Consider the following 12512-nt stretch of genomic DNA (forward strand, 5'->3'; position numbering starts at 1 on the left):
AATATTCGCCAAATTCAACCTGACCGATCGATGCTATGAATTCCGTTATTAAAAAAGCCGTTATTCCCGTTGCCGGCCTCGGCACCCGTGTCCTGCCTGCCAGCAAAGCGATTCCTAAAGAGATGATGCCGGTAGTAGATAAACCGGTCATTCAGTATGTCATCGAAGAGGCGGTTGCCGCCGGCATCAGCGAGATCGTTCTGGTTACCCGCTCGGGCAAATCCGCCATTGAAGACCATTTCGACTGCCACTATGAGCTGGAAGCAGAGCTCGAACGCAAAGGCAAAACCGATATTCTTAATAGCGTGCGTAATATACTGCCATCTCAGGTCAGCATCACAGCAGTGCGTCAGCATCAGGCACTGGGTCTGGGTCATGCAGTGCTCTGTGCCGCTCCGATTATTGGTGACGAAGATTTTGCCGTCCTTTTACCGGATATGCTGATCGCCTGCGCACCCGGTCAGGAAGCGGATCTCAGCGCCATGACCGAGGCCTATCGCCAAAGCGGCATCGGCCAGATCATGGTCGAACCTGTACCCGAAGAGAAGGTAGACCGCTACGGCATTGTTGATTGCTCAGGGGTTAAGATAGCGCCCGGCGAAAGCGCGGCTATCGCCCGCATGGTTGAAAAGCCGAATGTCAACGAGGCGCCTTCCAATTTGTCCATCAACGGCCGCTACATCCTGCCGGGCCGTATCATGCAACTCCTCACCCAGACCCGCCCGGGCGCCGGAGGCGAGATACAGCTCACCGATGCGATGGCGACCTTCCTCGATGAAGGAGAGCTCGAGGCATTTCATATGCGCGGTAAAACTTATGATTGCGGCAACAAAGCCGGATACCTGCAAGCCAATCTGGCTTATGGCCTGAATCATCCGGAAACCGCCGCAGCACTGAAAGACTTTATTCGCGATCTGGACCTCTGAGGTCGTCAGGATCAAGGGACATTTTTCTTCAGGTTTATCAGGGGTACAATCCCCTGAGACCGCCCGTTTTCGAAAGGAACCGCCATGCCACTGCAACAGTCGCCTGCCTGGCAGGCTCTGACAAAGCATGCAGAACAGATGTCTGCCCGCCATATCAGCGACCTGTTTAAGTCAGATACGCAGCGCTTTACCCAACTCAGTTTCAGTCAGGATGATATCCTGCTGGATCTGTCGAAACAGCGCATGACTGAGGAGACCTTATCGCTGCTGACATCGCTGGCTAGCGAGCGAAACCTGCAGCAATGGACGGAAGACCTGTTTTCTGGCGCACCGGTTAACGCCTCTGAAAACCGCCCCGCCCTGCATACCGCATTACGTGCACCGGGCAGCTCCAGCCTGCTGCTGAATGGTCAGGACATCATTCCGGAGATTCAGTCTAATCTGGAACGCATGCAGGCGATTGTCGAGCGCATTCATTCAGGGCAATGGCGTGGTTTTACCGGACATTCGATCAACACCGTTGTTAATATCGGCGTAGGCGGCTCTGACCTTGGCCCCTTGATGGCGTGCAAAGCCCTGGCAGAAAACCAGCCTGAAGAAGCCGCTCACATCCAGATCCACTTTGTCTCGTCAATGGATGGCAGTCAGTTGGCCGAGCTGCTGAACAAACTGAATCCGGCCCGTACCCTGTTTGTCATCTCCTCTAAGTCATTTACCACGGTAGACACGCTGGCTAACGCCAATACCGCCAAAGAGTGGCTGAAGAAATCCAGCATGGCAGACAATGAAACCATGCTGACCGCACGTCACTTTATCGGCGTATCTGCCGCCAGTGAGAAGATGACCGAATGGGGCATCTCCGCCTCCCACCAGCTCGGATTCTGGGAGTGGACCGGCGGGCGTTACTCAATGTGGTCCACCATAGGATTTCCCATTGCACTGAAGCTCGGCATGCCCGGCTTCCGTCAGTTACTGGCCGGCGCGCACGCGATGGACCAGCACTTTCGCACAGCCCCTTTCGGGGAAAACCTGCCGGTGCTACTGGCTTTATGCGGGATCTGGAATATCAATTTCCTGAAGATCAACGCCCATGCCATTCTCCCCTACGACGGCCGTCTCAGCCACTTCCCGGCCTATCTGGAACAGCTTGAGATGGAGAGCAATGGCAAATCCGTTACCCGAGATGGCACGCTCACGGATTACAGCACCTGTCCTATTCTCTGGGGAGAAGTGGGCAGTAATGCCCAACACGCTTTCTATCAACTCCTGCATCAGGGCACCGAATCGGTGATGTGCGACTTTATCGTCGCCGCCAGACGCTATCATCAGAGCGGCAATAACGAGCTGCTGCATCAGCACCAGCTGAATCTGGCCAACTGCCTTGCCCAGTCCCGCATTCTGGCTCTGGGTGATTCAGTACTGAAAGATGCCGAGAGCGCACCGGTATATAAACGCTACCGTGGTAATCAGCCCTGCACAACTCTGCTGCTGGACGAACTCACGCCAGCCAGTCTGGGCCAACTGATCGCCCTTTATGAGCACAAAGTTTTCGTGCAGTCGGTTATCTGGGGCATTAACCCATTCGATCAATGGGGCGTAGAGCTGGGGAAAAAAGTAGCCACCTCATTACTCAGCGCACTGTCAGCAGACCCCGCCGCCAGCGACTTTGACTCCTCAACCCGGGGATTACTAGAGAAAATTTCCAGCCAGAGCGAGCCCGAAGCATGAGAATCACAATCTGGGGTAATGAACTACCCGCCTGGACCGCCGCTGCCGCTCTCGCCGAGGCCGGCAACCATGTCAGCATGGTCAGCGAATACCTCAGCTCAGATCAGGAACTGGAATTCAAAGCCAGCAACGAACCCGGCCTGCAGGGATTGATCCAGTCACAGCGCGAGGCCGGCCGACTGAGCTTCAGTGACCAGCAGCAGGCCCTGCAGGGCAGCAACAATCATATCTTTGCACTGAGCCCGAATCAGTACCCTCTGGCTGAGCAACTGACCCTGCAGCTAAAACAGTTTCATCCGAATAAGCTTCTGATTATTAACCAGTCCAATTTTGGTGTCGGCAGCAGCGATAAACTGCAGAAACTGCTGCAAAGTAAGCGCAATCAGATTGTTGCTTATATACCCGACATGCTCGCCGAAGGCTCGGCACTGAAGAATTTTAAATCGCCGGAAACCCTGATACTGGGTTGTGAAGATGAATCTGCCATCATGACCATCAGGGCATTACTGCGCCCATTCAGCCAGGGGCTGAAGCAGTGGCTGATCATGTCTGCAAAGGAAGCGGAGTTTACCAAATTCGCCAATACCGGAATGCTTGCCCTTCGACTCGGTTATATCAATGAACTGGCTAACCTCGCAGATCACCTTCAGGTCGATATCGAAGTGATCCGGGCCGCTCTGATCAGCGACCCACGCATCGGCCCACACTACCTGCACCCCGGCTGCGGTTTCGGCGGCCAGCATTTTCAGCAATACATCGCCGGCCTGTCGGAACTGATGAGCGAGAATCGCAACTCTAAACTGCTGGATACGGTTCTGATCGAAAACGAAAAACAGAAAGAACAACCGTTCCGCAAACTCTGGCGCCACTATGAGTGCGATCTGCAGGGCAAAACGATTACTGTCTGGGGGCTGTCATTTAAACCCGGCACGGCCAGTATCGACAACGCACCCAGCCTGAAAATCATCGAGACACTGCTTGCACAAAAATGCCAGATTAAACTGCACGATCCGCTGGCACTGAGCAATATCCGCCAGCGTTTTGGTGATCTACCTGAACTGATCTACTGCGAGGACAGCTACCAGGCACTGGAACAGAGTGATGGCCTGCTGCTGCTGACCGAATGGCCTGAATACTGGTCACCCGACTACGAGCGCATTCTGCAACTGATGCGATCACCACTGGTGATCGACGGTAGAAATATTTTCGCAAAAGAAACCCTGCTTGAGCAGGGCTTCACCTATTACGGAGTAGGCCGCTGACGCGGCCTCTGTCAGTTGCCGGGGTAAAAGCCCCGGTACCAGTCCACGAACCGGTTCATACCGTCCTGAATACTGGTGCTCGGTTTGAAACCAACCGCCTGCTCCAACCCTGACACGTCAGCATAGGTCGCAGGAACATCCCCCGGCTGCATCGGCAGATACTCTTTTACCGCTTCCCGACCGGCTGCATTTTCGATCGCCTGAATAAACTCCATCAGCTCAATTGGCTGATTATTACCGATGTTATACACACGGTACGGCGCCTTACTCGCTGCCGGGCTGTTCATCGCCTGCTGATCATCTCGCTGCGGAATCACATCCTGAATCCGAATCACACCTTCGACAATATCCTCAACGAAGGTAAAGTCACGGCGCATCTTGCCATGGTTGAACACCTTAATCGGCTCACCCTGCAGAATCGCCCGGGTGAACAGGAACGGCGCCATATCCGGACGGCCCCAGGGCCCATATACGGTAAAGAAACGCAGGCCGGTCGTTGGGATATCGTAAAGGTGGGAGTATGAGTGAGCCATCAGCTCATTGGATTTTTTCGTCGCCGCATAAAGGGAGACCGGATGATCCACCGCATCATCGGTAGAGAATGGCATCTTCACATTCATACCATACACCGAAGAGGAGGAGGCGTAGACCAGATGACCCACCTCATTATTCCGGCAACCTTCCAGAATTGTCATCATCCCCACCAGATTAGAATCCACATAAGCAAACGGATTCTGCAGCGAATAACGCACGCCGGCCTGAGCGGCAAGGTGTATAACGCGATCAAACTTCTCCTGCCTGAACAGCGCCGCCATCCCTTCACGATCCGCCAGATCCAGCTCGACAAAACGAAAACCTTGCAGGGGCTGTAACTGATTCAGACGGGCATGCTTCAGGTTAATGTCATAGTAGTCGTTAAGATTATCCAGACCGACCACTTCATGGCCTGCCTGACAAAGGCGTTGCGCCGTATAAAAACCGATAAAGCCGGCTGCGCCCGTGACTAAGAATTTCATTCTATTATCCGCTACCAGAGGTGATTCAATGCTGGCCGTGCTGACGACCATGCAAAATTAATAAAGCGCGTCATGCTGACGCGCCCGCTTTGATCAGAGCTGAGCAATACTCCGCCCACGGCCGATACCGTAGTATTCCAGACCATGACGTTCAACCAGCTCCGGCTCATACATATTCCGGCCATCAATAACGACCGGATTGATCAGCGCTGCCCTGATCATATCGAAGTCAGGTGCACGAAACGCCTTCCACTCGGTGCAGATCACCAGCAGATCAGCACCCTGCAAGGCCGCTTCTTTAGTACCAACCAGTTCCAGATCATCCCGGCAACCATAGATGCGCTGGGTTTCTTCCATCGCTTCAGGATCGAAAGCCCGTACTTTTGCCCCCTTCTGCCACAGGTTTTCCATCAGTACCCGACTGGAAGCCTCGCGCATATCATCGGTATTCGGCTTGAAAGAGAGCCCCCACAGCGCAATGGTTTTACCTTCGATGTTACCGGAAAAATAATCATTAACCCGGTTAAACAGCACCTCTTTCTGGCGGTAGTTCACCGCCTCAACCGACTTCAGCAGCCGGGCATCGTACTCAATCCCGTCCGCTGTGCGCACCAGCGCCTGAACATCTTTAGGGAAACAGGAACCGCCGTAACCACAACCCGGATAGATAAAGTGATAACCAATGCGCTCGTCCGAACCAATACCCCGACGAACATTTTCAATATCGGCACCAAGGCGCTCCGCCAGTTGTGACATCTCATTCATAAAGCTGATCTTGGTAGCCAGCATGCAGTTCGCCGCATATTTGGTCAGCTCAGCACTGCGCAGATCCATAAAGATCATACGATCATGGTTACGGTTAAACGGCGCATAGAGTTCGCGCATCCGGGTTTCGACATGATCACTGTCCGTACCAATAACAATGCGATCAGGGCGCATACAGTCATTAACCGCCGCACCCTCTTTGAGGAACTCCGGATTGGATACCACATGGAAATCAATCGATTCATTACGTGAGGCCAGCACCGCAGCAATATGCGCAGCCACTTTATCTCCGGTACCTACAGGCACAGTCGATTTATCAACGATGATTTTCGGCGAAGTCATATGCGTTGCAATGGTCTCAGCAACAGCCAGCACGTACTTCAGATCCGCTGAACCATCCTCATCGGGTGGTGTACCCACCGCAATAAACTGCACTTCGGCATGAGCCACACCCTCAGCCGCATCGGTCGTAAAGTGCAGACGACCTTCAGCAAAGTTACTCTCTACCAGCGGTGTCAGACCGGGCTCATAGATGGGAATAATACCCTTCTTCAGGTTATCTACCTTCGCCTGATCGACGTCGACACAGACCACTTCATGACCCACATCAGCCAGAACCGCAGCCTGGACCAGCCCCACATAACCGATGCCAAATACCGTAACTTTCATTCAGATTTCCTTAACCGGCAAAGCCGACCCGGCTTCACCTACAGAACACTTGGAGAATTTAACCTTAGTGCAACATTATACGCACTTAAAATGAAAAAGTTATTGCGAAGACCTGTACTGAAAATCCCGTTTAACAACCGTGGAAAAGACAGGCAAAAAAAACGGCGAGCTCCTGCACAGGCTCGCCGTTTGGGTTATCTACCCCCTTGAAAAAGAGCGCCTCCGAAGAGGCGTTGAGCCAAGGGATTGGTAAATGGGTTACAGCACCAGGCGACGAATGTCGCTCAGCAGGCTGTTCAGGTAGGTCAGGAACTTACCGGCATCACCACCATTAATGGCACGGTGATCGTAAGAAAGGCACAGCGGCAGCATCTTACGCGGCTCAAACTCCTTACCATTCCAACGCGGTTCGATATCCGCTTTAGAAACACCCAGAATAGCCACTTCAGGCGCATTAACGATTGGCGTAAAGCCAGTACCGCCAATGCCACCCAGGCTGGAAATAGTGAAACACGCACCCTGCATTTCGTCTGGCTTGAGCTTACGATCTTTCGCCTTGCCCGCCAGCTCAATCGCTTCTTTGGACAGCTCGTAAATACTCTTCTTATCTGCATCCTTGATTACAGGCACCATCAAACCGTTCGGGGTATCAACCGCCATACCGATATTGACGTATTTCTTGTAAACAATATGCTCACCATCCGCATGCAGAGAAGCATTGAATTTAGGATGCGCCTTAAGAGCAATAGCAATCGCTTTAAGCATAAATGGCAGCGGAGTCAGCTTAACGCCGGAGGCAGCCGCTTCATCCTTCATATCCTTACGGAACGCTTCCAGTTCGGTGATATCCGCTTTATCGAATTGGGTCACATGCGGGATATTCAACCAGCAGCGACTCATATTGTCGCGCGTCACTTTGGCGATCTTGCTCAGTTTTTCAACTTCGATCTCACCAAACTTACTGAAGTCGACTTCAGGGATCGCCGGAATACCCGAACCACCGGTGACAGTTCCGGCTTTAGGCGCTTCCGCCAGTTGCTTCAGCGCACCTTTAACATACGCCTGCACATCCTCTTTAAGGACACGACCACGACGACCGGTACCTGAAACCAGTGACAGATCGACACCGAATTCACGCGCAACAGCACGCACGGCAGGGCCGGCATGAACGCTGCGATTCTTTTTCTCCAGCGCGGCTTTATCTACACCCGCGGCCGGTGCCGCAGATGACTTGGCTGGCGCAGGTGCCGGTGCTGACGGAGCAGCCGGAGCCGGAGCTGCCGCAGGGGCCGCCGGAGCAGGAGCCGCACCACCGGACACTTCAAGCTCCAGCAGCAGATCACCTTCATTAACGGTATCACCCTCTTTGATCTTCATGGAAACCACAGTCCCCGCCTTAGGCGCAGGCACCTCCATAGAGGCTTTATCTGTTTCCAGTACAATCAAGCTGTCACCTTCAGACACACTGTCTCCGTCCTTCACCAGGACTTCAACCACGTCCACATCAGTAGCGCCGGACAGATCAGGGATCAGAATATTCTCTTTACCACCCGCAACCGCCGCAGGCGCAGGGGCCGCCGCCGGAGCAGGCTCAGAGGCAGCAGCAGGAGCTGCCGCAGGTGCCTCAGCGGCCCCCACCTGCAGATCCATCAGCAGATCACCCTCGTTGACGGTGCTGCCCTCTGTGATCTTCATGGAAATCACCACACCCGCTTTAGGTGCGGGCACCTCCATAGAGGCCTTGTCCGTTTCCAGAACGATCAGGCTATCGCCTTCCGCAACCGTGTCGCCGTCTTTTACCAGGACCTCAACCACATCCACATCAGTGGCACCGGAAAGGTCCGGGATCAGCACAGCCTCAATTGCGGTAGCAGTCGCTTCTGGTGCTGCAGCCGGCGCGGAAGCTGCCGGGGCAGGCTCCGCTGCGGGCGCTTCTTCTGCAACCGGGGCGGCAGCAGCGGCTGCACCGGTATCCAGTTCAAGCAGAAGGTCACCTTCATTAACCTGATCATCCACTTTGATCTTCATGGAAACCACGACACCGCTATGGGTAGATGGCACTTCCATGGATGCTTTATCTGTCTCCAGAACAATCAGGCTATCGCCTTCATTAATGCTGTCGCCGTCCTTAACCAGCACTTCAACAACATCAACATCCGTGGAACCCGACAGGTCTGGCACAGTAATTGTGATAATACTCACTTTAAATTCCTCCAGTTCTAAGCTGTTTAGAAGTTCCGCGCAGACTTAAACAGTCCACGGTGCCGGCTTAGCCGGGTTGATGTTGAACTTCTGCATGGCCTTGGCAACATCCGCGCCCGTGACCTTGCCCTCTTCCTGGAGTGCTCTCAGAGCCGCAACCACTACGTAGTAACGGTTAACCTCGAAGAACTCACGCAACTTACCGCGGGTGTCGGAACGACCGAAGCCATCGGTACCCAGCACTTTAAAGTTACGAGGAATGTATTCACGCAGCTGATCTGCGTAGGAACGCATGTAATCTGTAGATGCGATAACCGGGCCTTCACCACGGCTTTCAATACACTCAGTTACATAGGCTTTTTTCGGATCCGCTTCTGGATTCAACATATTGTCACGCGCAACCGCCATTGCATCACGACGCAGCTCGTTGATCGATGTTGTGCTCCAGATGTCCGATTCCACACCATACTCGTCGCGCAGAATATCGGCAGCAGCTTCCACCTCACGAAGAATAGTGCCACAACCCATAAGCTGGACTTTTTTCTCCGCCTCTTTACCCTCACGCAGCAGGTACATACCTTTAATGATGCCCTCTTCGGCACCCTGAGGCATGGCCGGGTGATGGTAGTTTTCGTTCATGGTGGTGATGTAGTAGAAGCAGTTTTCCTGATCCTGATACATCCGACGCAGACCGTCCTGAACAATCACCGCCAGCTCATAGCCATAGGTCGGATCGTAGGACTTACAGTTCGGGATCATCTGCGCCATCAGATGGCTATGACCATCCTGATGCTGCAAACCTTCACCGTTCAGGGTAGTACGGCCTGAAGTCGCACCAATCAGGAAGCCGCGAGCCTGCATATCACCTGCAGCCCAGGCCAGATCCATTACTCGCTGGAAACCAAACATGGAGTAGTAGATATAGAACGGCACCATCGTGCAGTTATTGTTGGCATAAGAGGTCGCAGCCGCCATCCAGGCAGACATCGCACCGGCTTCGTTAATCCCCTCTTCAAGGATCTGGCCGGTTTTCGACTCTTTGTAGAACATGATCTGGTCGGAGTCATGCGGCACATAGCGCTGACCTTCAGAGGTGTAGATACCCAACTGACGGAACATCCCCTCCATACCGAAGGTACGTGCTTCATCCGGTACGATCGGTACCACCCGCTCGCCCATGTTTTTATCTTTAACCAGTGTACTCATGACACGGTTAAGCACCATCTGAGTAGACGCCGTACGTTTACCACTGTCTTTCAACTGACCTTCGAAATCAGCAAGCTCAGGAGTCTGCAGCTTTTCAAACTCTGTGCGACGCACCGGATAGAAACCACCCAGGCTCTCACGACGCTCGAACATATACTTCATCTCAGGCGAATCCGGAGATGGACGGTAATAAGGCACTTCCTTGAGCTGATCATCAGACAGCGGAATATTGAAGCGATCGCGGAAATCTTTCAGGTCATCGATCGCCACCTTCTTCATAGAGTGGGTGTCGTTCTTCGCCTCACCAGATTTACCGGTACCGTAACCTTTTACAGTCTGCGCCAGAATCACGGTAGGCTGACCTTTATGGTTAACCGCTTCGTGGTAGGCTGCAAAGACTTTATAAGGATCGTGGCCGCCGCGGTTCAGATTCATAATGTCGTCGTCAGACAGATCCGCCACCAGCTCCAGCAGCTCAGGGTACTTACCGAAGAAGTGCTCACGCGTATAAGCGCCGCCGTTGGCTTTGTAGTTCTGCAACTCACCGTCGCATACTTCATCAAAGCGCTTCTGCAGCAAACCTTTGGTGTCTTTTTCGAACAGGGCGTCCCAGTGACGACCCCACAGACACTTGATCACATTCCAGCCTGCGCCACGGAAGATCCCTTCCAGCTCCTGAACAATCTTGCCGTTACCACGTACCGGACCATCCAGACGCTGCAGGTTACAGTTAACAACGAAGATCAGGTTTTCCAGCTGCTCACGACCGGCCAGAGAGATCGCACCCAGAGATTCCGGCTCATCACACTCACCGTCGCCCAGGAACGCCCACACTTTACGATCGCCACGATTAATCAGGTCACGCGCTGACAGGTAACGCATAACGTGCGCCTGATAGATCGCCTGAATCGGTCCCAGACCCATCGATACCGTCGGGAACTGCCAGAAATCAGGCATCAACCACGGGTGAGGGTAGGAAGACAGACCGTTACCGTCGACTTCGCGACGATAGTTGTCCATCTGCTCTTCAGTCAGACGGCCTTCAAGGTAGGCCCGGGAGTAAATACCCGGAGAGATGTGTCCCTGGAAGAACACCATATCGGATTCCTGCCCGCCGTCATTACCGCGGAAGAAATAGTTAAAACCGATATCGTAAAGGGTTGCCGATGAGGAGAAGGAGGAGATATGACCACCCAGACCTTCATCGTTATCATTGGCACGCATAACCATAGCCATCGCGTTCCAACGGATAAAGGAGCGGATACGGCGCTCCATAAACAGATCGCCCGGCATACGGGCTTCATCTTTGACTGAGATCGTATTGCGGTAAGGCGTTGTCAGCGCAGATGCAGGGCTAACACCCATATCCGCCGCTTTTTCCCCCAGCTTACGCAAAATATATTTAGCCCGGTCGTCGCCATCATTCTTCGCGACCGATTCAAGCGCATCCAACCACTCCTGGGTTTCAATTGGATCAACATCATCAATTATGTCTTGCACTTTGACCTCTCCACTCTAAGTTAACGCAGCGTTATTTTTTTACGGCTTTTGCCAGCTCGGGCCCTGCTGAAGCAGCATTTTTGACCCCTGATCAAGCCTTATAGTGATTATCTTGTAGTAATACTACATATCTGTGAACACAGTGTCTACAAATGCGTAAAATTCAGGTTTAAACACAATTAAACCCGAATAAAAAACAACATACTGTAGTTTTTATACAAGCTATAAGTCAGAGCTTATATTAGCCCGGCGCAATGCTCGCTCCAGACGCGTGTTTTCACGCTCACCTTCCAGCAATGCTTCTTCCACATAAGCCAGATGATGATGGGCAGCCTGCCTGGCTTTCTCCGGGTCCCCTTCGAGAATAGCATCCATTAGCACTTTGTGCTGATCATGGATCTTTTCGCGGTAGACCGAATTAGGGTAGATGTTTTTCAGGTTATCCCAGATATGCTCCCGCAGGAGATTGAACAGCGCCCGCATCATATGCAGCAGCACCATATTATGAGTGGAGGCCGCGATCGCCAGATGAAAGTCCACATCGGCATGCACCTCTTTCTGAATCTCTCGATCAGCATGGTAACGCTGAAGGTCAGCATAGCACTGGCGGATCGCATCTTTATCTGCCTGAGTACTACGCAACGCCGCGTAGTATGCAGCCACCCCTTCCAGAGCATGACGAAATTCAAGCAGATCGTACTGAGCTTCAGGGTGAGTGCGAAACAACTCCAGCAACGGATCAGAAAAAGAACCCCCAAGATCTTCAGACACGAAGGTACCGCCACCCTGCCGGCTGACCAGCAGACCTTTAGCCGCCATCTTCTGCACAGCCTCCCTTAAAGAAGGACGCGAGACCTCAAATTGCTTCGCCAACTCCCTCTCCGGCGGCAGCTTCTGCCCCGGCTTCAGGGTCCCCTCCATAATCATGGCTTCCATCTGCTCCACGATCACATCAGAGATTTTTGGCTGTTTCACCCGACTGTAGCTCATTGCACGCACTCAAATAACATTGGTATGACCAATTATAATAGTAATTTATTCTGTTTAAACAACCCAGAAACTTTTATGCCCTCAGTTGTACACCAACTATCCAGAAAGAAACAACTAGGCATTCTACTTAGTCATAAAACATTTCAGGCAGGACTATTATTTTGGACTATAGTAGTTAGGATCGAAAAATTAGTTGACAGCCCCTGCTCAAAAAAAATACAGTACAAACTCTTTAGCGGTAAATTGGT

8 protein-coding genes are annotated in these 12512 nt (G+C 52.7%); 3 read left to right on the forward strand and 5 right to left on the reverse strand.

Features of this window, described 5'->3' with window-relative positions; all coding sequences use genetic code 11:
* Positions 1-35: 35 nt before the first annotated feature.
* The 3 genes from galU to QUD59_RS03945 all read left to right on the forward strand — a co-directional run bounded on the left by galU (position 36) and on the right by QUD59_RS03945 (position 3916).
* Positions 36-926, forward strand: a complete 891-nt coding sequence (gene galU, locus QUD59_RS03935) for a UTP--glucose-1-phosphate uridylyltransferase GalU (protein ID WP_286239734.1) — start codon at positions 36-38, stop codon at positions 924-926.
* Positions 927-1010: 84 nt separating this feature from the next.
* Positions 1011-2654, forward strand: coding sequence for a glucose-6-phosphate isomerase (gene pgi / locus QUD59_RS03940; RefSeq protein WP_286239736.1), 1644 nt, complete (start codon positions 1011-1013; stop codon positions 2652-2654).
* Positions 2651-3916, forward strand: a complete 1266-nt coding sequence (locus QUD59_RS03945; protein ID WP_286239737.1) for a nucleotide sugar dehydrogenase — start codon at positions 2651-2653, stop codon at positions 3914-3916. The genes pgi and QUD59_RS03945 overlap by 4 nt, the downstream gene beginning before the upstream one ends.
* Positions 3917-3927: 11 nt before the next feature.
* On the opposite strand, the gene QUD59_RS03950 is transcribed toward QUD59_RS03945, so the two are convergent.
* The 5 genes from QUD59_RS03950 to pdhR all read right to left on the reverse strand — a co-directional run bounded on the left by QUD59_RS03950 (position 3928) and on the right by pdhR (position 12264).
* Entirely contained in the window at positions 3928-4932 is a 1005-nt protein-coding gene (locus tag QUD59_RS03950) for an NAD-dependent epimerase (protein WP_286239739.1), read from the reverse strand.
* 93 nt (positions 4933-5025) lie between these two features.
* The gene (locus QUD59_RS03955; RefSeq protein ID WP_286239740.1) at positions 5026-6366 is read right to left on the reverse strand and encodes a UDP-glucose dehydrogenase family protein; all 1341 of its coding nucleotides are present in this window, start codon (positions 6364-6366) and stop codon (positions 5026-5028) included.
* Positions 6367-6624: 258 nt separating this feature from the next.
* Positions 6625-8568 (reverse strand): pyruvate dehydrogenase complex dihydrolipoyllysine-residue acetyltransferase, encoded by a 1944-nt coding sequence (gene aceF, locus QUD59_RS03960; RefSeq protein WP_286239741.1) that lies wholly within the window; start codon positions 8566-8568, stop codon positions 6625-6627.
* 45 nt (positions 8569-8613) lie between these two features.
* Positions 8614-11274 (reverse strand): pyruvate dehydrogenase (acetyl-transferring), homodimeric type, encoded by a 2661-nt coding sequence (gene aceE / locus QUD59_RS03965; protein ID WP_286239742.1) that lies wholly within the window; start codon positions 11272-11274, stop codon positions 8614-8616.
* A gap of 222 nt (positions 11275-11496) precedes the next feature.
* Positions 11497-12264, reverse strand: coding sequence for a pyruvate dehydrogenase complex transcriptional repressor PdhR (gene pdhR / locus QUD59_RS03970; protein ID WP_286239744.1), 768 nt, complete (start codon positions 12262-12264; stop codon positions 11497-11499).
* Positions 12265-12512: the final 248 nt, after the last annotated feature.

The sequence above is a fragment of the Neptuniibacter halophilus genome (genome assembly GCF_030295765.1).
In the GTDB taxonomy this organism is placed as follows: domain Bacteria; phylum Pseudomonadota; class Gammaproteobacteria; order Pseudomonadales; family Balneatricaceae; genus Neptuniibacter; species Neptuniibacter halophilus.

Excerpts from the sequence above, each read along its gene's own strand:
- pgi (WP_286239736.1), top strand. The coding sequence starts at position 1,011 with ATGCCACTGCAACAGTCGCCTGCCTGGCAGGCTCTGACAAAGCATGCA.
- QUD59_RS03945 (WP_286239737.1), top strand. The coding sequence starts at position 2,651 with ATGAGAATCACAATCTGGGGTAATGAACTACCCGCCTGGACCGCCGCT.
- QUD59_RS03955 (WP_286239740.1), bottom strand. The coding sequence starts at position 6,366 with ATGAAAGTTACGGTATTTGGCATCGGTTATGTGGGGCTGGTCCAGGCT.
- pdhR (WP_286239744.1), bottom strand. The coding sequence starts at position 12,264 with ATGAGCTACAGTCGGGTGAAACAGCCAAAAATCTCTGATGTGATCGTG.
- galU (WP_286239734.1), top strand. The coding sequence starts at position 36 with ATGAATTCCGTTATTAAAAAAGCCGTTATTCCCGTTGCCGGCCTCGGC.
- QUD59_RS03950 (WP_286239739.1), bottom strand. The coding sequence starts at position 4,932 with ATGAAATTCTTAGTCACGGGCGCAGCCGGCTTTATCGGTTTTTATACG.